We start from the raw sequence: 19,864 nt of genomic DNA on the forward strand, positions 1-19,864 counted from the left end.
GGACAGGGAATTGCGCACCGCAGCGCATCAGCTTTTCGCGGGCCGCAGAGTGGACCGGAGAACGCTTTTCGGATCGACGGCCACGACGTCGAAGTTCCGGGTGGTGCACTTCACCCGCCGGAACAGATTGTCGGGACCGGTGATGTAGAGCTTCCGCACACCGAGACCGAGCAGTGAATCGACGACCTCGGGCCAGTTGATGGCCTTGTCGAACGTGTCGAGCAGCATGGTCCGCATGGCGTCCGCGGTGCGCACGACACTGCCGTCCTGGTCGGCGACGACGGTGAGCTTCGGGTCCCGGATCTCGTACCGGGACAAGACCTCCTCGTCGGCCTTGCGGCGCAGCCCGCCGAACGCCTCGGCGTGCACGGGCGGGCGCATCGTGTACATGGAGTAGCCGCCCATGGCGCCGACGGCCTTCTTCAGGCCGTCCAGGAGGTGCTCCCGCACCGACACCATGAGGAAGCCCTCGTCGAGCCGGCCGGAGATGTCGTACCAGTCGCCGTTCGCGGTGAGCCCGTCCAGATACTCCTGGAAGGGTTCCGCCGGGACCCGCACACAGGAGTGGGTCACCACGTCCTGGTGCTCGGAAGCGAAGAACTCCTGCTCGCAGCGGGCCAGTTCAGCCGTCATGCGGACGGTGTCCGCGAAGTCCAGCGCCCCTGTCCAGGCGGCCGCGGCCTTCTGCCCGAAGCTCGGCCCGACGCAGTAGTCGGGCCGCATCCCGAGGAGGTCCTCGGCACGGTCGGCCAGCGCGAGGGAGTTCACCAGGAAGGCCACCTGCGTGTACTCCGAGTAGTCGTCCTCGGCTCCGTGGAACCGGTCGAGGAGCGAGTACCCGAGCGCCTTGTCGGCGGCCGATATGCGGCGCCTCGCGTACCTGTCGAGAACCATGAATTTGCCGACCGCGGAAAAGCTTGACGGTCCCATCCCCGGAAATACGACAGCTGTCTTCTCTTCCATCAGATTTCACCCACAGTCAGCCAGCGGACAGCATGGCCGACGCTATGGGGGCGGGCAGGCCCCCGGCCACCCCATAGGCCCCCTAAGACAACCCCGTAGACACCCCTTGTCGTTCACTGCGTGGCCCGCGGTCACCGCGCCGACCCGTCCCGCATGTCACACAGGCAGGGGGGATAGGGGTTGCCTGTGCCGCCCGGCGAAAAATAGCGTGTGCCTGCCGGAGCAGGCGGTCCTCGGCCGGCAGTTCCCCATTCGATTCGGCCGGGCCACACCGACGGCATCGACATGCGGCTCGCGCGGCGTGAGCGGGCGGAGCCTCCCGGAATTTCATTGATTCCCCGACCAGCATCGCCGAAACGGCCCGAAGGGTATTCCTGATGACGTCACCCAGCCCGGCTTCAATGAGCATGCTTGTTCCGGACTTCCCCTTCTCCTACGACGACTGGCTGCGCCATCCCGCCGGTCTCGGGGAATTGCCCCCCGATCGCGCCGGCACGCCGGTGGCCGTGATCGGTGGTGGCATCTCCGGGCTGACGGCCGCGTACGAACTGATGCGGCTCGGCCTGCGGCCCGTCGTGTACGAGGCCGGCGAGCTGGGCGGCCGTATGCGGGCCGTCCCCTTCGCGAGCCGCCCCGAATACGTCGCCGAACTCGGGGCGATGCGCTTCCCGAAGTCGGCGCGGGCCCTGTTCCACTACATCGACCTGCTCGGCCTGGACACCCGGCCGTTCCCCAACCCGCTGGCGCCGGACACCCCCGGCACGCTCATCGACGTCAACGGCCAGCAGCACTGGGCCCGTTCGCAGGACGACCTGCCGACGCTCTACCAAGAGGTCGCCGATGCCTGGGAGAAGACGCTCCAGGAGCTGGCCGAGCTGTCGACGGTGCGCGGCGCGATCCAGCAGCGCGACATCGTGACCCTCAAGGCCGTCTGGAACCGCCTGGTCCGCGACCTCGACGACCAGTCCTTCTACGGCTTCCTGGCGTCCTCGTCCTCGTTCCACTCCTTCCGGCACCGTGAGGTCTTCGGCCAGGTCGGCTTCGGCACGGGCGGCTGGGACACCGACTTCCCCAACTCCGTCCTGGAGATCCTGCGGGTCGTCTTCACCGAGGCCGACGACGACCAGCTCTCCATCGTCGGCGGTGTGCAGCAACTGCCCCGTGGCCTGTGGGAGCGGCGGCCCGCGTCACCGGTCCACTGGCCCGAGGGCACCTCCCTCTCCTCACTGCACGGCGGCGGCCCGCGGCCCGGCGTCGTGGGGCTGCGGCGCAAGGGATCCGACTACGTGGTCGAGGACACGTCCGGGGACGTCAGCGCCTACCCGGCGGTGGTGTTCACGCCGCATCTGTGGACGCTGCTGAACCGGATCGACTGCGAACCGGGGCTGCTGCCGACCGAACACTGGACGGCGGTGGAGCGCACGCACTACATGGGCTCCTCCAAGGTCTTCGTCCTCACGGACCGCCCGTTCTGGCGCGACGTCGACCCGCGCACCGGCCGGGAGACGATGGGCATGACCCTCACCGACCGGATCGCGCGCGGCGTGTACCTCTTCGACAACGGAGCGGACCGGCCCGGCGTGATGTGCCTGTCGTACACCTGGAACGACGACTCGCTGAAGTTCTCCACCCTCTCCCCGGGCCGGCGCCTGGACGTACTCCTCGACCGGCTCGGCGAGATCTACCCGGGGGTCGACATCCGGTCGCACATCATCGATGAGCCGATCACCGTCACCTGGGAGAACGAGCCCCATTTCATGGGCGCGTTCAAGGCGAACCTGCCGGGCCAGTACCGGTACCAGCGGCGGCTGTTCACCCACTTCATGCAGGACCGGATGGACGCGTCGCACCGCGGGTTCTTCCTCAGCGGCGACGACGTCTCCTGGACCGCGGGCTTCGCCGAGGGCGCGGTGACCACCGCGCTGAACGCGGTGTGGGGCGTGGTCAACCATCTGGGCGGCCGCTCCCCGGCGGCCAACCCCGGCCCCGGCGACCTCTTCGACCGGCTCGCCCCGGTGGAACTGCCCTACGCCTGAGCCGGCCGTGTCTGTCCATCAATCCCCATGCTCCTCGCGGAAGAGGTATCACGATCATGACCAGGACCGGACCGGATGTGCGGGCGGGCAACGTCTCGACTCTGCCTCAGGCGCTCCGTCTGCGCTGCGAGAAGCAGCCCGACGAGACCGCCTACGTGTTCCTGCGCGACGGTGAGGAGCCCGACGGGTCCCTCACCTACCGGCAGCTGGAGGCCGACGCGGGCTCCCGCGCCGCCGCCCTGGAGCGCGCCGGACTGAGCGGTGGCAACGCCGTGCTGCTCTACCCCTCGGGTCTGGAGTTCGTACGAGCGCTGCTCGGCTGCATGTACGCGCGAGTGGCCGGCGCCCCGGTTCAGGTGCCCACCCGGCGGCGCGGCGTGGAGCGGCTGCGCCGCATCGCGGACGACGCGGGTACCAGCACCGTCCTGACCACCGGCGCCGTCAAGCGGGACCTGGAGGAACGGTTCGGCGATCTGCCCGAGCTGGCCGGGCTCACGCTCATCGACACCGAGGCGCTGCCGGACGCCCCGTGGACGGGCGAGGGCCCGGGCCCCGAGGACATCGCGCTGCTCCAGTACACCTCGGGCTCCACCGGCGACCCGAAGGGCGTGATGGTCACTCACGCCAACTTCCTGAGCAACGTCGCCGAGACCGAGGAGCTGTGGCCGGCCGGACCCGACGGCGTGGTCGTCTCCTGGCTGCCGCTCTTCCACGACATGGGCATGCTCTTCGGCGTGCTGATGCCGCTGTGCTCGGGCATCCCCGCCTATCTGATGGCGCCCGAGGCCTTCATCCGCAGGCCCGGCCGCTGGCTGGAGGCGATAGCGCGGTTCCGCGGCACGCACGCCGCCGCGCCGAGCTTCGCGTACGAACTCTGCGTACGGGCCCAGCAGGACGGCAAGGTCGCCGCGGACATCGACCTGTCGAGCTGGCGGGTGGCGGCCAACGGCGCCGAACCCGTGCGCTGGCGAGCCGTGCGCACGTTCGCGGAGACGTTCGCACCGGCCGGCTTCGACCCCGCCGCCATGAGCCCGGGCTACGGCCTCGCCGAGAACACCCTCAAGGCCACCGGCAGCCGCCTCGGCCAGGAGCCGACCGTCCTCTGGGTGGCCGCGGAGGCCCTGCTGGCCGGCCGGGCGGACCTGTGCGCCCCGGGCGCCGAGGGAGCACAGCCCCTGGTCGGGTCGGGCTTCCCCGTGTCCGGCACCCGGGTGCGGATCGTCGACCCCGTGGCGCTGACCGAGTGCCCCGAGGGCCGGGTCGGCGAGATCTGGGTGGACGGGCCGTGCGTCGCCGCCGGCTACCTCGGGCGGGAGCGCGAGAGCGAGGAGACCTTCCGGGCGGCCATCGCCGGGCAGGACGGCCCCGGCGACGCGACGTACCTGCGCACCGGTGACCTGGGCTTCCTGCTCGACGGGGAGCTGTATGTGACCGGCCGGTTCAAGGACGTCATCATCCGCAACGGCCGGAACTTCTACCCGCAGGACATCGAGCTGTCCGCCGAGAACGCGGCACCGGGCCTGCACCCGAACGCCGCCGCGGCGTTCTCCGTGGACGACGGTGAGAGAGAACGCCTGATCGTCGTCGTCGAGGCCGACGGCAGGGCCCTGCGCGGCACAGGAGCGCAGGAACTGAAGGACCTGGTCCACCGGGCCGTCTACGAACGCCAACGGCTCGAGACGGACGAGGTCGTCGTCGTACGGCGCGGCCTCCTGCCCCGTACCACCAGCGGCAAGGTGCAGCGCCGAGCCTGCCGCGAGCGATACCTGAACAACGAACTGAAGCCTGCCGTGGCAGCGGAGCGGAGCGCCTGATGGCATCGGAAGAGACCCCCGACAACCCTGCCCGCAACGGGACGGCCGCGCGCCTGGCGGAGTTGCGGCGCCGCCGCGACGAACTCGCCGCGCACGCCGGATCCGACGCGGTCAGGCGTCAGCACGACAAGGGCAAGATGACGGCCAGGGAGCGCATCGACGCGCTGCTCGACCCCGGGACGTTCGTCGAGCTGGACGCCTTCGCCCGCCACCGCAGCCACGACTTCGGCATGGAACGCAACCGTCCGCTGGGCGACGGCGTGATCACCGGCTACGGCAAGGTGGACGGCCGCAAGGTGTGCGTGTTCGCCCAGGACTTCACGGTCTTCGGCGGCAGCCTCGGCGAGAAGTACGGCGAGAAGATCGTCAAGGTGATGGACCTGGCCCTCAGCACCGGCTGCCCCATCATCGGCATCAACGACTCCGGCGGCGCCCGCATCCAGGAGGGCGTGGTCTCGCTCGCGTACTACGCCGAGCTGGTCAAGCGCCACGTCGAGGGCTCGGGCGTCATCCCGCAGATCTCGCTGATGATGGGCCCCTGCGCGGGCGGCGCGGTGTACGCGCCGGCGATCACCGACTTCGTGGTGATGGTGGAGGAGACCTCCCACATGTTCGTCACCGGTCCCGAGGTGCTGCGCACCGTCATGGGGCAGACGGTGGACCGGGAGGAACTGGGCGGGGCGCTCAGCCACAACACCGTCTCCGGAAACGCCCATTACCTGGCGCAGGACGAGAAGGACGCGTTCGAGTACGTCCGGCTGCTGCTCAGCCATCTGCCCTCCAACAACATGGAGGACCCGCCGGACTACGACGTGACCGAGCCCGCGGGCCTCACCGAGGCGGACCTGGCCCTGGACACGCTGATCCCCGACAGCCCCAACCAGCCGTACGACATGCGCAGGGTCATCCGTACCGTGCTCGACTCCGGTGAACTCCTGGAGGTGCAGCCGCTGTTCGCGCAGAACGTCGTCTGCGGCCTGGGGCGGGTCAACGGCCAGAGCGTGGGCATCGTCGCCAACCAGCCGATCGTCCAGGCGGGCGCCCTGGACATCGACGCCAGCGAGAAGGCGGCGCGCTTCATCCGCATGTGCGACTCCTTCCACGTGCCGATCCTCAGCTTCGTCGACGTGCCGGGCTTCCTGCCGGGCCTCGAACAGGAGCAGGGCGGCATCATCCGCAGGGGTGCCAAGCTCATCTACGCCTACGCCGAGGCCACCGTGCCGATGGTCACCGTGGTCACCCGCAAGGCGTACGGCGGCGGATACGGGGTCATGGGCTCCAAGCACCTGGGCATCGACGTCAACCTGGCCTGGCCGACCGCCGAGATCGCGGTCATGGGAGGCGAGAGCGCGGTGAGCGTGCTGCACCGCCGCGCGGTGGCGGAGGCCGAGGACCCGGCCGCCGAGCGGACACGGCTGCGCGAGGAGTACGAGCAGGCGCTGTGCAACCCGTACACGGCCGCCGAGCGCGGCTACGTGGACGCGGTGATCATGCCTCACGAGACCCGGGCGAGCATCGCGGGCGCACTGGAGACACTGCGCGGCAAGCGAGCCCACCGGCTGCCGCGCAAGCACGGCAACATCCCCCTGTGAGCGCTCGGGACGAGGGGGTCACCACCCCCCACGAGGCAGCCGGGCTGCGGGTGGAGCGAGGCCGCCCGACGGGAGAGGAACTCGCCGCGGTGGTGGTCGCGGTGACGGCGCTGCTGACGGAGCGGACGGCGAGCCGGGACACCGCGGGCCCGCGGCCGCGCCGCCGCTGGGGCGCGCCCGCGCAGCGCATGACACGCCCGCCCGAGCGAGGCGGGTTCGGTGGCTGACCGGGTCACGGCCGGGCAGGCCGCCCGGCGCCGCGCGGCGGTCGCCGCCATCAACGACCACATGGGACGTAGGAGTTCATCGTGCACAAGATCCTGATCGCCAACCGTGGCGAAATCGCTGTCCGTGTTGCCCGGGCATGCCGGGATGCGGGGATCGCGAGTGTTGCCGTCTACGCGGATCCCGACCGGGACGCTCTGCATGTGCGGGCGGCCGATGAGGCGTTCGCGCTGGGCGGTGACACTCCGGCCACCAGCTACCTGGACATCTCCAAGGTGCTGGCGGCGGCCAGGGACTCGGGGGCGGACGCGATCCACCCCGGTTACGGCTTCCTTTCGGAGAACGCCGACTTCGCGCAGGCCGTCATCGACGCGGGCCTGATCTGGATCGGCCCGCCGCCGCAGGCCATCCGCGACCTGGGGGACAAGGTCGCCGCCCGGCACATCGCCCAGCGTGCCGGTGCCCCGCTGGTCGCGGGCACGCCCGACCCGGTCTCGGGTGCGGAGGAGGTCGTGGCCTTCGCGAAGGAGCACGGCCTGCCCATCGCCATCAAGGCCGCCTTCGGTGGTGGCGGGCGCGGCCTGAAGGTCGCCCGCACCCTGGAAGAGGTCCCCGAGCTGTACGACTCGGCGGTGCGCGAGGCGGTGGCGGCCTTCGGCCGCGGTGAGTGCTTCGTGGAGCGCTACCTCGACAAGCCCCGGCACGTGGAGACCCAGTGCCTGGCCGACCAGCACGGCAACGTGGTCGTGGTCTCCACCCGGGACTGCTCGCTCCAGCGCCGCCACCAGAAGCTGGTGGAGGAGGCCCCGGCACCCTTCCTCTCCGAGGCGCAGGTCGCGGAGTTGTACGCCTCGTCCAAGGCGATCCTCAAGGAGGCCGGCTACGTCGGCGCGGGCACCGTGGAGTTCCTCGTCGGCGTCGACGGCACGATCTCCTTCCTGGAGGTCAACACCCGCCTCCAGGTCGAACACCCGGTCACCGAAGAGGTCGCCGGCATCGACCTGGTCCGTGAGATGTTCCGCATCGCCGACGGCGAGGAACTGGGCTACGGCGACCCCGAACTGCGCGGGCACTCCTTCGAGTTCCGCATCAACGGCGAGGACCCGGGCCGCAACTTCCTGCCCGCGCCCGGCACGGTCACCAAGTTCGAGGCGCCCTCGGGTCCCGGTGTGCGCCTGGACGCGGGCGTGGAGTCCGGCTCGGTCATCGGTCCGGCCTGGGACTCGCTGCTGGCCAAGCTGATCGTCACCGGCGCCACCCGCGAGCAGGCGTTGCAGCGTGCCGCGCGTGCACTGGCGGAGTTCAATGTGGAGGGCATGGCCACCGCCATCCCCTTCCACCGCGCCGTCGTCAAGGACCCGGCGTTCGCACCCGAACTGACCGGCTCCAGCGACCCCTTCACCGTCCACACCCGCTGGATCGAGACCGAGTTCGTCAACGACATCCCGGCCTTCACCGCACCCGCCACCGACACCGGGGCGGACGCCGTGGACGCGGCCCGCAGGACCGTGGTCGTCGAGGTCGCGGGCAAGCGCCTGGAGGTCTCCCTCCCCGAGTCCCTGGGGGCCGCGGTCGCCGGCGCTGCCTCCGGTGGCGGCAGGAAGGCCCCGCGACGCAAGAGCGGCTCCAAGGCGTCGGCGGCGGCCTCCGGTGAGTCGCTGACCTCCCCGATGCAGGGAACCATCGTGAAGCTCGCCGTCGAGGACGGCAGCCAGGTGGAGGAGGGCGACCTCGTCGTGGTCCTGGAGGCGATGAAGATGGAACAGCCGCTCACCGCCCACCGTGCCGGGACCGTCAAGGACCTGTCGGCCGTGGTGGGCGCGACGGTCTCGGCCGGGGCGGTCATCTGCGAGATCAAGGACTGACCCGCTGCCGCGGCGCGTGTGACGGAGCCGGCCCCCCACCCGATCGGGTGGGGGGCCGGCTCCGTCACACGCGCGGCACCCGGCCGGGTGCCGCGGGGGCCTCAGCCCTGTTCGCGGTTCATGGTCCGCATGCCCCAGGCGCCGAAGATGACCACCAGGGAGAGGGCGGCCAGGGCACCGGTCAGGGTGGTCGAGGAGGCGTACTCCCCGGCGGTGATCGCACGCAGCGCGTCGACCACGTGGGACAGCGGATTGACCCGTGACAGGTCGTACAGCCAGTCCGGCGCCGCACTCATCGGGAGCAGCACGCCGGAGAGCAGCATGAGCGGCACCAGCACCATGCTGAGCAGCGGGGCGAAGCGGTTCTCCTGCTTGAGGATGAGGGCCAGCGCATACGAGGCCGAGCTGATCCCGGCGGCGAGCACGGAGGACAGCGCCAGCAGCAGCACGACCGCGGGGAGCGGGGCGCGGAAACCGAAGGCGGTGGCCGCGGCGAGCAGCATGACGCCCTGGATGCCCAGTTGGGCCAGGTCGCTCAGGACGCGGCCGGAGAGCAGCGCGGCGCGGCTGACGGGGGCGACGCGCAGCCGCTCCATGACCCCGGAGCGCAGCTCGGGGGTGAGGGAGAACCCGGCGTAGGCGGCACCGAACAGGGTGAGCTGCATCAGCATGCCGGGCACGAACCACTGCCAGGCGTCCACGTCGCCGGGCAGCGTGTTCTTCAGCAGGGGGCCGAAGAGCACGAGATAGACCAGCGGGCCGGATATCCCGACGATGAGCTGGAGCGGGCTGCGGGCCCACGGGCGGGTGGAGCGGATGAAGATGAGGCGCGTCTGCTTCAGGTAGTGCACCGTCACTCTCCCTGTTCGTCGGTGGAGTCGGCGTCCGTGTCGCGCAGACTGCGGCCCGTGAGGGTGAGGAACACGTCGTCCAGGGTCGGGCGGTGGGTCTGTACGGACATGACGGAGATCTGGTTCCGGTCGAGTTCCCGCAGGAGGCCGGGGAGGACCGAGCCACCGAGCGGCACCCGGAACCGTACGGTCGAGCCGTCGACGGTGATCTCGCGGGCGCCCGGGAGGCGTTCCGCGGTCGCGGCCGTGCTCGACGGGTCGGAGGTCTCCAGGACGAGCAGATCACCGGAGACCTCGCTCTTGAGGCCGTCGGGGGTGCCCTCGGTGATGATCCGCCCGCCGTCGATCACCAGGATGCGTTCGCAGAGGGCGTCCACCTCGTCGAGGTAGTGCGTGGTGAGGAACACCGTGGTGGAGTGCAGATCGCGCAGCGACCTGATGTGGTCCCACAGGTTGCTGCGGCTCTGCGGGTCGAGGGCGGTGGACGGCTCGTCCAGGAAGACCAGTTGGGGCCGGTGCAGCACGCCCATCACGATGTCGAGACGCCGCCGCTGGCCCCCGGAGAGGGTGGACACCGTCCGGGTCTCCATGCCCGTGAGGTCGTACTGGCCGAGGAGTTCCTCGACCCGCAGGCGGGCCTGCCTGCGGTCGATGCCGTACAGCTGGGCCTGTGTCATCAGCTCCTCGCCGACGCGCTGGTCGCCTCCGGCGCCGTTGCCCTGCCCCACGTATCCGATGCGGCGGCGCACTCCGGCGGGGTCGTCGAGCAGATCGCAGCCGGCGACCATCGCCACGCCCGAGGTGGGGCGCAGCAGCGTGGAGAGCATCCGCAGCGTGGTGGACTTTCCCGCGCCATTGGGGCCGAGGAATCCGACCAGTTCGCCTTCCGCGACGTCGATGTCCACGCCCCGGACGGCCTCTACGGTGTTTTTTCGGCTGCGGAACGTTTTGGCAAGGTCTCGTACCTTGATCATCGGCGGTGCCTCATCCGGTCTCGCATGATGCGCTGAGCGCAGGGAGAAAAGAATGTATTGCGCGCGGAATTCGGCGGACAACCCCTAGTCTCCCCTGCGGGACTCAACTGGGGTCAGGGGGTGGGGTGCAGGGGAGGCTAGGTCGGGGCCCCGGTCGGCCGGTAGTGGCCGAAATTGGTCCTGAGCTGCCAGTATCTCCACCCGGACCTCAACCATAGGGTCCAGGTTGCCGGTTTCACTCCGTCGTAATGTCGCGCTAATCGATGTATGCGACAAGTAAGTATCGATTCGAAAGGGGAAGGTCATTGGTGTCACATGTGTGTGCCGATCTGGATTTGATATGCATCCGGCATGCCTCGATCGCCGGCAAGTTCAGGCTGGCCGCCTTTCCGCACGGTGTCGAATCGACGTCCTCGTTCCTCTGTCTGGCGGAACTCCTGCTGCCGTCCGTCGAGATGCTGGTGTTCCAGCACTCCTACGCCTTCGACAGCAGCGCGCCCCCGCGGATCGGGGATCTCTCGGACCTGGCCGGCGACGCCTTCGAGACCCTCGCGGAGTGGACGGACCGGCCGTTGGCGCTCTTCGGGCACGGCAGGGGCGCCGACCTGGCGTACCGGGTGGCACGCAGGCTGGAGCGGGAGGCGGGGGTCGTCCCCGCGACCCTGTTCGTCTCGGGCGCCGTGGGTGCCGCGCGCAGCGAAGTCCGCGACAGCGGGCCGGAGTTACGGTGCCCGGTCGTGGCACTCACCGGCGAGAGGGACCGAAGGGCGCCGGTGTCGGCGGTGCGGAACTGGCGGCACCGCACCAGCGGAACCTTCGACCTGGAGGTGTTCCCGGGGGCTCGGGGCTACCTCGACATCAGCCGCCGGCAGGTCGCCAACCTCGTCCACGATCAGCTCCTCGTCACGGAGAACAAGGGAGCCTAGGGGGAGGTTAAGGGTTCCCGAGTGGGGGCATACTGCCTAACTTCCTTGGTGGGGCCCGTGTTACGCATCAGTAGCGGCACGGTTCCCTCACCGTCCCGGACGATGGACCGCCCTTGTGGACGGTCGCCTTCCCGGTCCGCGGCTCTGCGCACCGGTCATGTCCGAGCCCGAGGAAGGAACCTCCCGACAGTGACCTCGAAGATATTTGCCCACGACTCGGTTCAAACCCTCTCCGCAACGGAGGAGGGAGCCCTGCGCATCGCCGACGCGCTCCGCGAGCGCGGTGTCGGCCCGGGCCAGCGCGTCCTGCTCAAGGCAGGCAACTCGGCGGGTTGGGTCGGGACGCTGCTGGGGCTCATGCACCTCGGCGCCTCCATCGTCCTCGTCGACCAGCAGGAGCACGCGGAGGAGACCCGGCGCATCATCCGGCGCACCGGCGCCAAGGTCCTCCTCGTCGACGACGACGCGCCGATCGACGACGATCTGGACGCCATCCACCTCTACGAGATCCTGGTGGCCGCGGCGGGCCGCGAACTCACCGAACAGCGGCTGTCGTTCGACGAGTGGGGCGAGCGCCCCGACGGCCTGATCATGTGGACCTCGGGCTCGACCGGTTCCCCCAAGGGCGTCGTCAAGTCGGGCGCCAAGTTCCTCACGAACCTGCGGCGCAACGCCGACCAGGTCGGGCATGTCGCGGACGACGTGCTGATGCCGCTGCTGCCCTTCTCCCACCAGTACGGGCTCTCCATGGTGCTGATCGCCTGGATCACCGGGTGCTCGCTGGTGATCGCGCCGTACAAGCGGCTTGACCGGGCCCTGCGGATGGCGGGCGAGACCGGGGTCACGGTGATCGACGCGACGCCCTCCAGCTACCGCAGCATGCTCAACCTGATCGGCCGCAAGCCCGTGCTGCGCGCCGACGTCGAGCAGGTGCGCATGTTCTGTGTCGGCGCCGCGCCCCTGGACGGGCCGCTCGTCGACCGGTACGTCGCGGAGTTCGGCCGCCCTCTGCTGGACAGCTACGGCAGCACCGAGCTGGGCAACATCGCCTTCGCCACCATCGAGAACCCGGTCGCCTGCGGCCGGACGATGGAGGGCATCCGCCTGCGGGTGGTCGACGAGGACGGCCGCGAGGTGGCGCCGGGCGTGGCGGGCGAGATCGAGGTGGACACCCCGGACGGCATGGAGGGCCACCTCGACGAGGACGGAGCCCTGATCCCCGCGCCCGACGGCTGGCAGCGCACCGGCGACCTCGGCCAGCTGGACGAGCACGGCAACGTGTACCCGCTCGGCCGCAAGTTCGCCGTGCACCGGATGGGTTACACGCTCTATCCGGAGCTGATCGAACGCAAGGTGGCCGCTCTGGACTGCTCCGCCAGGATCGTCCCGCTGCCCGACGAGCGCCGCGGGTCGCGACTGGTGTTCTTCGTCGAGGACGAGCGGGGGCAGACGGCCGCGTACTGGCGCGACCGGCTCTGTGACATGCTTGCTCCCTTTGAGCACCCCGACCGGGTCGTCGTCCTGGACCGGTTCCCGCTCAACCGCAACGGCAAGCCGGACAAGCGGCAGTTGGAGCGGCTCGCGCGGGAATCGCAGGCCGGGCCCGGTGATTCCCCCGGAGGAAACACTCAGTGAGGATCGCTTGTCTACAGGCGGCTTGCGGCGCGACCGATGTGCGTCAGCTTCTGGAGAAGCTGCGGACAGCGGCGCGCCGCGCTGCCGATGAGGGGGCCGAGCTGCTCGTCACCCCCGAGATCTCGATCGGCGGCTACCCCCTTCAGGCAGGCAATCTCGCCCAGGCCGCGGGTCCCGTGGACGGAGAGCGGTGCGCGGAGGTCTCCGCCATCGCCCGGGAGTTCGGCATCGGCATCGTCCACGGCTGGCCGGAGACGGACGGCCCCGCCCTGTACAACTCCGCGCGCCTCGTCGAGCCCGGGGGCGAGACGCTCGCGGTCTACCGCAAGGCGCATCTGTACGGGCGGGCCGAGCGGGCCCGCTTCACCCCCGGGGAGCAAGGGGTGGTGCAGGCGTCCTTCGGCGGACTGACGCTGGGCATGCTGATCTGCTACGACGTGGAGTTCCCGGAGGCGGTACGGGCGCACGCGCTGGCCGGCACCGATCTGCTGGTCGTGCCCACCGGACTGATGCGGCCCTGGGATTTCGTGGCCCGCACGCTGGTGCCGGCCCGCGCCTTCGAGAGCCAGCTCTACATCGCGTACGCGAACTGGACCGGGGACAACGGCGGTCTCAGTTTCTGCGGCCACACCACGATCGCGGCACCGGACGGCACGACGCACGCCGTCACCGGGGACGGCGAGGATCTGATCGTGGCCGACATCGACCCGCTCGTCCTCAAGCGCGCCCGCGCCTCCACGACGTATCTGCGCGACCGGCGCCCGGAGCTGTACACGACATGACATGACGTGACGAGGAGCCGGAACGTGACGAGGGGCCCGGAGACAGTGACTGTCTCCGGGCCCCTCGTCGTGCGCCGTGCCGTCGCGGCGGGCGGCCGTCAGATGCGCGGCCGCTCGAAGCGCCGCGGCTTCTCGGGGGCGAAGGGAACCCCCGTGGACAGCCCGCGGGCGCCGACGACCAGCGCCTCGCCCAGGAATCCGACGCCGATGGAGAGGTTGATCGGCCGGGCCTCCGCCTGCATGCCCATGTGCACCGCGAGGAAGCCGAAGGCGGCCATGATCAGCAGCGACCCGATGATCACGAGGAACGTCTTGCCGGTGTAACGCTGGTAGAGGATCCCTTCCTTGGGATAGACCTGGATGGTGGCGCCACGCACCGCGCCGAGCCCGACACCGAGCACCGAACCGGCGATGACCCAGCCGATGTCCGTACCGGTCAGTCCCTTCACCTCGGTCAGCGCCCATATCCCGAGGCCGGTGAGGACCAGCGGTGGCGCGAAGAGGTCCCGGGCGTTGAGCGGTTCACCCATCAGGCGCTTGATCACCACTGCGACCGCGCCTACGGCGATGATCGTTACGAGCATCCACGTGTCCACCACTGCACCCCTTTGTTCCTGGCCTGTCCGTGCCCCAGCAGGGCGCCAAATTAATTTAGCAAGCCCGTGCTATAACAGCAACATGCCAAGAGTCGTCGTAGCCGAAACCCGGCGCCAGGATGTCGCCCGAGCCGTTCTCCGCATCGTGGGCAGGGAGGGCCTCGAAAGCGCCTCCCTGCGGAACGTCGCCCAGGAGGCCGGGCTCGCCATCGGTTCCGTGCGGCACTACTTCGCCAGCCACACCGAGCTGATGATCTTCACCATGGAAGAGCTGCGGCGCCGCATCGACGGCCGCGTCCGCAGCCACGCCGAGCAGCTCCTCGACCCGGACGCGGGCATCGACCGCCGCACCCGCACCGAGGAGATGTTCGCCGAGTTCCTTCCCCTCGACGAGACGCGCCGCGAGGAGGCGGTGGTCTGGCTGGCGTTCGTCACCGCCGCCCGCACCCGCCCGGAGTTCCGGCCCTGCGCGCGCCGGATGCACGAGGAGGCGCGCGAGCTGATCGGACGGGTCCTGCTGGAGGCCCAGCGCTCCGGCGGCATCCCCGGCGACCTCGACATCGCGCTGGAGACCCAGCGGCTGGCCGCCCTCCTGGACGGCCTCACCCTCGGCGGGGTGCTCCACCCCGATCTGATGCCGCCCGACGACGCGCGCGCGATCCTTCACCGGCACCTGCGTGCCCTGGCCCCCGGCCAGGAGCCCGCGTGAGCCCAGGTCAGGGCCGCCCCGGGCCGAGGCCTCGGCTTTACCTCCGAATGATTGTCCCGCTCACTCCGGCCAGGTAGGAAGGACGGGAACCGAACTTTTTGATCTTGAGCATGGGCGGGGGAAAGCGGCGTGAAGCTCACCGCGGGCGGACGAGGGCTCGCCGCCGCTCTCGTCCAGTCGCTCGGCGGGGAGCGGATGCGCGCGGGGGAGCCCGTCGATGCCTGAACTGTCCGTCCTGCTCCTCGCGTCCGCCGCGGTGTTCCTCGGCGCGCTGGTCCAGGGCAGCCTGGGAGTGGGCCTCGCCCTGGTGTCGGCGCCGGTGGTGCAGATCGCCGCGCCGAGTCTCATGCCGGGGTCGCTGCTCCTGGTCGCCGCCGTCCTGGCCGCGCTCGGGGCGGTCAGGGAGATCTCCCACACCGACTGGTACGGCGTGTCCTGGGCGATGGGCGGGCGGATCGTGGGCACGGCAGCGGCCTCGTACGTCGTTCTCGTGGTCTCGGTGCCGACGCTCGACCTGCTCTCGGCGGGCATCACCCTGGGCGTCGTCTCGCTGCTCGCCTTCGACCCGGCCAGACTGCCGAAGAACCGGGGCACGCTGATCGCCTCCGGAGCCGTGGCGGGCCTCACGGGGACGACGTCGTCCATCGGCGGCCCGTTCATCGCGCTCGTCTACCACCGGGAGCCGGGGCCCACGGTCCGCGGCACGCTCAGCGTCTTCTACATGGCGGGGACGCTGCTCTCGCTCGGCTCCCTCACGGTCGTGGGCCGACTGCCGGTCCGCCAACTGGGCTTCGGCGCCCTGCTGCTGCCCGCGGTGGTGGCCGGGTTCGCGCTGTCGGGGCCGATCCGGCGACGGGTGGACGGCGGGGGCCGGACGCGCGGCGCGGTGCTCGTCCTCGCGGTGGTCGCGGCGCTCGTCCTCCTCGTCCGAGGGCTGGCGGCGATCGTCACGGGATGAGAGGGGCTGGGCCACGGCCACACCGCGGCCGGAGAACGCGTACCGCGCCCATCACGCCGGGCCCCATCGCCCGGTCGTACGACCGGGCCGGGCTGCTCGTCACCGGCTGATCGGCACCACGCCCTCGGGGACGGTCTCCTGACCATCCCTCAGGAGGGAAGGGATTCGGGTGCGCGATGATCGTGAGGCAGAATTCCCGCATGCGCGTTGTGATCTTGTGTGGTGGAGAAAGCCCCGAGCGGGACGTTTCACTGGCCTCGGGCCGGTCGGTCGCGCGAGCGCTGCTGGAGCGGGACCACGAAGTGATGCTGGTCGATCCCGCCGCGGTGGAGCCGGTCCTTGCGGGGCCGCTGAGGCCCGGGGACGTACTCGACGCGGGCGTCGTCGCGAAGGAACCGCCCGCGCTGGCCGAGCGCGAGCAATGGCGGCGGCGCATGTACGCGGCCCTGACGGGCGGTCCGGTGCTGGAACTGCTGCGCGATGCCGAGGTCGTGTTCCTGGCGCTGCACGGCGGCTGGGGCGAGGACGGCCATGTGCAGGCACTGCTGGAGATGGCGGGTATCCGCTTCACCGGCGCCGGCAGCGGGGCGTGCGCCGCGGCGTGGCACAAGGGGCGCGGGCAGGCCGTGCTCGGTGCGGCCGGACTGCCAGTGGCCGAGCGGCATCTGTGGAAGCCCGAGGACGGCGCCGTGCCGGAAGCCGTGGAGCGTCTGGTGGCTACGGGGCCGGTGGTGGTGAAGCCCGTGGCGGACGGGTCGAGCGTGTCGGTGTACCGGGTCGACTCGCTGGCGCAATTCGGACACGTAGCCGCCGAGGTGCGCTCCAGCGGCGTCGAGCTGCTGGTGGAGCCCTTCTTGCCGGGACGCGAGTTCACCGTGGCCGTGGTCGGTGACCAGGTGCTTCCCGTGGTCGAGATCGAGCTGACGACCCCCCTGTTCGACTACGCCGCCAAGTACCAGCCCGGAGCCGTGAGCGAGGTGTGCCCCGCCCGCGTCCAGCCGGACTTCGCTTCCCGGTTGCAGGATCTCGCTCACCGGGCGCATCGCGCACTCGGGTTCGACGACAACGCGTACTCGCGCACCGACTTCCGCTGCGACAGCAGGGGCGAGCCGATGTGCCTGGAGGTGAACGCCCTGCCGGGCCTGACCGCCACGAGCCTGTTGCCGCTCGCGGCGAGCGGTGCCGGCTGGACCTACCCCGAGCTGATCCAGCGCCTCATCGGGCTCGCCACGCGCTGACCGTCGGCGCCGCCCGCCGACGTCGGTGCGGCGGGCGGCGCCGGGGGAGCTACGACGACCTGGCGCGCTGGGTGACGACGATGCACGCGAGCACGATGACGGCGGCCACCGGAGCGGCGGGCGTGAGGTGTTCACCGAGCAGGAGCACGGACCACACGAGCGTCAGCAGCGGCTGCGCGAGCTGGAGTTGGCTGGTCTTGGGCACACCGATGAGACCCATGCCCTGGTACCAGACGACGAAGGCCCCGAACTGTGAGACGCCGGCGATGTACACCATCCCCACCACGGCCTTGACCGTCAGGTGCACCGGCTCCTGCGGAAGCGCCACCGCGGACACCAGGAGGTTGACGGGGGCGGCCAGGACGACGCCCCAGGCGATGACGCGCCACCCCGGCATATGGGCCGAGAGCCGCCCGCCTTCGGCGTAACCGGCCGCGCAGACGAGGAGCGCGGCGAAGAGGTACAGGTCCGCGAGCGTCGGTTGTCCGCGGTTCTGCAGAAGCGTGAAGACGATCACGGTGGCCGCGCCGGTCCCGGCCGCGCCCCAGAACATCTTCGAGGGGCGGTGCCGCGTCAGGGCGGCCGAGATCGCCGCCGTCGCCACCGGCAGTACGCCGATGACGACCGCCGAGTGCGCTGTGGACGACGTCTGTAGGGCGAGGGTGGTGAGCAGCGGGAACCCGATCCCGCAACCCCCCGCGACGACGGCCAGCGCGGGCCGGTCGGCGCGTGACGGCAGCGGGGCGCGGGTCGCCACGAGCGCCGAGAGCGCGATGGCGGCCGCCAGGACACCCCGTACTCCCGTGGCGCTCCACGGGCCGAATCCGTCGAGCGCCCAAACGGTGCCCGGGAAGCTGAAGGAGAAGCTCACCACACCGAGGGCGGCGAGCACGGTGCCGCGCCGCTGCGGCGTCTGCCGCCCGGTGGCCCCGTCGCCGCGCCTGGTGACCGTGGCCGTGCGGGTCACGGCTTCAGCCGCTCGGCCAGGGCGCGGGCGAATCGCAGTGCGCTGCCCTCACTGAAGGAGAGGTTGAGCGACGGCTCACACAACTCCATTTCGAGCACCATCGGTTTGCCGTCACGGTCGCGGATCAGATCGATACGTCCGTAGAGCAGGGGAGGCTCGATCCCCAGGGTCGCCGCCGAGGCCTCCAGAGCGGCGGCGGCGACGGCGCGCTCGTCCTCGTCGGCGACCCTGGCCTTGCGGTACTCCAGCGTCGGCACGTTCACCGTGCCGTCCGGCATCAGCATCGCGCCCTTGTGGATGGCGTGGCTGTAGGCGCCGTCGAAGTACGTCAGGTCGATCTCGCCCTCGCGGTCGACCGACTCTATGTAGGGCTGGAGGATGACGTGACTGCCGCTTTCGTGCAGCCGGGCGATGTGCTCCGCCGCAACGTCCACGTTCTGCCGGGGATAGCGCTGGACGTCCTTGGAGTAGCAGGCGTTCGACGGCTTGATGACGAATTCGCGGGCGTCCGGATGAGCCGCCAGGAAGTCCCCCAGCGCTGTCGACGGCTGTTCACCGGGGGCGACCACCTGGGTCGGTGCGACCGGCACGCCGTGGGCCGCGAGGTCCCGCAGATAACGCTTGTCGAGGGCCCACCGCACCAACGGCATGGGGCTCAGGAGGTGGGTCTCGGCGGATATCTCCTCGCACCGGGCGATGAACTCGGGCAACCGGTCGACCCACGTCCACGGCGAGCGCATCAGGACGGCGTCGAAGCGGGACCAGATGACGGCCGGATCGTCCCAGAAGACCACCTCGGGGGCGAAGCCGACCTCCTTGCACGCGTCGAGCAGCGGCGGCATGTCGTAATCGATCGGGAGGCTGGCCGCGTCGGTGACCAGGGCAAGGGAGAACATATCGCCAGTCCATTTTCGGGAGGGGGAGGGGGAAGTGGTGTCATCGGTGGCACTGCGCCACCGGAGGACCTACCAAGGGACGGTCTCGCCCCTGTGCACGTAACTGCCGGTGGGGCCGTCGCTGTCGAGCAGGGCCATGTCGACGCTCGTCCTCGCCCCGTCCGGGATGTCGAGGTCACCCGCGCCTTCGTTCATGTCCGTCCTGGTGTAGCCCGGGTGCACCGCGTTCACCTTGACCGGCGTATCGCGCAGCTCGTAGGCGAGGTGCACGGTCCAGGAGTTGATCGCGCTCTTGGACGCGCTGTAGGCGGGAAGCGACTTGAACATGGGGCTGTACGCGTAGGAGTCCGGGTCACTGTGCGTGCCCAGCGACCCGAGCAGGCTGGAGACGTTCACGATGCGCCCTGCCTGAGACCTGCGGATCAGCGGCAGGAAGGCCTGGGTCACCTCCACCACACCGAAGACGTTGGTGTCGAACGTCTCGCGCCACTGCCGCAAGGGCTGTTCGGAAGGCTGCTTGCCGTACTCCTCGATCCGGATGCCGGCGTTGTTGACCAGGATGTCGAGCCGGCCGTAGGCGCGCTCGACCTCGGCGGCAGCGGTGGAGATGCTGTCGCTGGAGGTCAGGTCGAGCGTGAGGGCCTCGACATCGAGGTGGCTGCCCCGCAGCTCCTCGACGGCCTTGGCGACTGCCTCGGTGTCGCGTCCGGAGACGAGCACGTGGACGCCCTTCTCGGACAGCTGGCGGGCTATTTCGAAACCCATTCCGCGATTGGCTCCGGTGACCAGTGCTATGCGGGATGACCTTGCACGCAAAACGGGGACTCCATCTCAAGA

General features: G+C 70.3%; 18 protein-coding genes. 11 read left to right on the top strand and 7 right to left on the bottom strand.

Going from position 1 to position 19,864, the window contains the following annotated elements; translation table 11 throughout:
* Window positions 1-27 precede the first annotated feature (27 nt).
* Window positions 28-894: an ACP S-malonyltransferase gene (locus CP975_RS27320; RefSeq protein ID WP_246201639.1), complete on the bottom strand. Its 867-nt coding sequence runs from the start codon at window positions 892-894 to the stop codon at window positions 28-30.
* Window positions 895-1,364: 470 nt separating this feature from the next.
* On the opposite strand from CP975_RS27320, the gene CP975_RS27325 reads away from it, so the two are divergent.
* The 5 genes from CP975_RS27325 to CP975_RS27345 all read left to right on the top strand — a co-directional run bounded on the left by CP975_RS27325 (window position 1,365) and on the right by CP975_RS27345 (window position 8,495).
* A complete protein-coding gene (locus CP975_RS27325; protein WP_425474284.1) occupies window positions 1,365-2,999 on the top strand; it encodes a flavin monoamine oxidase family protein in 1,635 nt (544 codons plus the stop codon).
* Window positions 3,000-3,055: 56 nt separating this feature from the next.
* Entirely contained in the window at window positions 3,056-4,813 is a 1,758-nt protein-coding gene (locus tag CP975_RS27330; RefSeq protein ID WP_055532202.1) for a fatty acyl-AMP ligase, read from the top strand.
* Entirely contained in the window at window positions 4,813-6,405 is a 1,593-nt protein-coding gene (locus tag CP975_RS27335) for an acyl-CoA carboxylase subunit beta (RefSeq protein WP_055532200.1), read from the top strand. The genes CP975_RS27330 and CP975_RS27335 overlap by 1 nt, the downstream gene beginning before the upstream one ends.
* Window positions 6,402-6,632 (top strand): acyl-CoA carboxylase epsilon subunit, encoded by a 231-nt coding sequence (locus CP975_RS27340; RefSeq protein ID WP_150477450.1) that lies wholly within the window; start codon window positions 6,402-6,404, stop codon window positions 6,630-6,632. The genes CP975_RS27335 and CP975_RS27340 overlap by 4 nt, the downstream gene beginning before the upstream one ends.
* Before the next feature lie 81 nt (window positions 6,633-6,713).
* Window positions 6,714-8,495 carry an acetyl/propionyl/methylcrotonyl-CoA carboxylase subunit alpha gene (locus CP975_RS27345; RefSeq protein ID WP_150477451.1) on the top strand — a complete coding sequence of 594 codons (1,782 nt, stop codon included), beginning with the start codon at window positions 6,714-6,716 and terminating at the stop codon, window positions 8,493-8,495.
* 101 nt (window positions 8,496-8,596) lie between these two features.
* On the opposite strand, the gene CP975_RS27350 is transcribed toward CP975_RS27345, so the two are convergent.
* The gene (locus CP975_RS27350) at window positions 8,597-9,346 is read right to left on the bottom strand and encodes an ABC transporter permease (protein ID WP_051820200.1); all 750 of its coding nucleotides are present in this window, start codon (window positions 9,344-9,346) and stop codon (window positions 8,597-8,599) included.
* Window positions 9,347-9,348: 2 nt separating this feature from the next.
* Window positions 9,349-10,251, bottom strand: coding sequence for an ATP-binding cassette domain-containing protein (locus tag CP975_RS27355; RefSeq protein WP_246201640.1), 903 nt, complete (start codon window positions 10,249-10,251; stop codon window positions 9,349-9,351).
* A gap of 377 nt (window positions 10,252-10,628) precedes the next feature.
* On the opposite strand from CP975_RS27355, the gene CP975_RS27360 reads away from it, so the two are divergent.
* From CP975_RS27360 to CP975_RS27370, 3 genes are all read left to right on the top strand, one after another.
* Window positions 10,629-11,246 carry a thioesterase II family protein gene (locus tag CP975_RS27360; protein ID WP_167532738.1) on the top strand — a complete coding sequence of 206 codons (618 nt, stop codon included), beginning with the start codon at window positions 10,629-10,631 and terminating at the stop codon, window positions 11,244-11,246.
* Between the two features lie 189 nt (window positions 11,247-11,435).
* On the top strand, window positions 11,436-12,881 hold the full coding sequence (locus tag CP975_RS27365; RefSeq protein ID WP_055530577.1) for a class I adenylate-forming enzyme family protein: 1,446 nt from the start codon (window positions 11,436-11,438) through the stop codon (window positions 12,879-12,881).
* Complete coding sequence (locus CP975_RS27370) at window positions 12,878-13,663, top strand: carbon-nitrogen hydrolase family protein (protein ID WP_055530575.1); 786 nt, start codon at window positions 12,878-12,880, stop codon at window positions 13,661-13,663. Before CP975_RS27365 ends, CP975_RS27370 begins: the two co-directional genes overlap by 4 nt.
* Before the next feature lie 98 nt (window positions 13,664-13,761).
* On the opposite strand, the gene CP975_RS27375 is transcribed toward CP975_RS27370, so the two are convergent.
* Window positions 13,762-14,247: a DUF1453 domain-containing protein gene (locus tag CP975_RS27375; protein WP_246201642.1), complete on the bottom strand. Its 486-nt coding sequence runs from the start codon at window positions 14,245-14,247 to the stop codon at window positions 13,762-13,764.
* 94 nt (window positions 14,248-14,341) lie between these two features.
* On the opposite strand from CP975_RS27375, the gene CP975_RS27380 reads away from it, so the two are divergent.
* The 3 genes from CP975_RS27380 (at window position 14,342) to CP975_RS27390 (ending at window position 17,164) form a co-directional block, all read left to right on the top strand.
* Complete coding sequence (locus tag CP975_RS27380; protein WP_055530573.1) at window positions 14,342-14,968, top strand: TetR/AcrR family transcriptional regulator; 627 nt, start codon at window positions 14,342-14,344, stop codon at window positions 14,966-14,968.
* Between the two features lie 217 nt (window positions 14,969-15,185).
* On the top strand, window positions 15,186-15,926 hold the full coding sequence (locus CP975_RS27385; protein ID WP_055530571.1) for a TSUP family transporter: 741 nt from the start codon (window positions 15,186-15,188) through the stop codon (window positions 15,924-15,926).
* A gap of 200 nt (window positions 15,927-16,126) precedes the next feature.
* Entirely contained in the window at window positions 16,127-17,164 is a 1,038-nt protein-coding gene (locus CP975_RS27390; RefSeq protein WP_070321206.1) for a D-alanine--D-alanine ligase family protein, read from the top strand.
* 49 nt (window positions 17,165-17,213) lie between these two features.
* Here the strand turns inward: CP975_RS27390 and CP975_RS27395 are convergent, their stop codons facing one another.
* The 3 genes from CP975_RS27395 to CP975_RS27405 form a co-directional block, all read right to left on the bottom strand.
* Window positions 17,214-18,131 carry a DMT family transporter gene (locus tag CP975_RS27395; RefSeq protein ID WP_199782972.1) on the bottom strand — a complete coding sequence of 306 codons (918 nt, stop codon included), beginning with the start codon at window positions 18,129-18,131 and terminating at the stop codon, window positions 17,214-17,216.
* Window positions 18,128-19,027 (bottom strand): ATP-grasp domain-containing protein, encoded by a 900-nt coding sequence (locus CP975_RS27400; RefSeq protein WP_055530569.1) that lies wholly within the window; start codon window positions 19,025-19,027, stop codon window positions 18,128-18,130. Before CP975_RS27400 ends, CP975_RS27395 begins: the two co-directional genes overlap by 4 nt.
* A 69-nt stretch (window positions 19,028-19,096) precedes the next feature.
* Complete coding sequence (locus CP975_RS27405; protein WP_281292891.1) at window positions 19,097-19,843, bottom strand: SDR family oxidoreductase; 747 nt, start codon at window positions 19,841-19,843, stop codon at window positions 19,097-19,099.
* Window positions 19,844-19,864 lie beyond the last annotated feature (21 nt).

This window comes from Streptomyces alboniger (assembly GCF_008704395.1).
Taxonomy (GTDB): Bacteria; Actinomycetota; Actinomycetes; order Streptomycetales; family Streptomycetaceae; genus Streptomyces; species Streptomyces alboniger.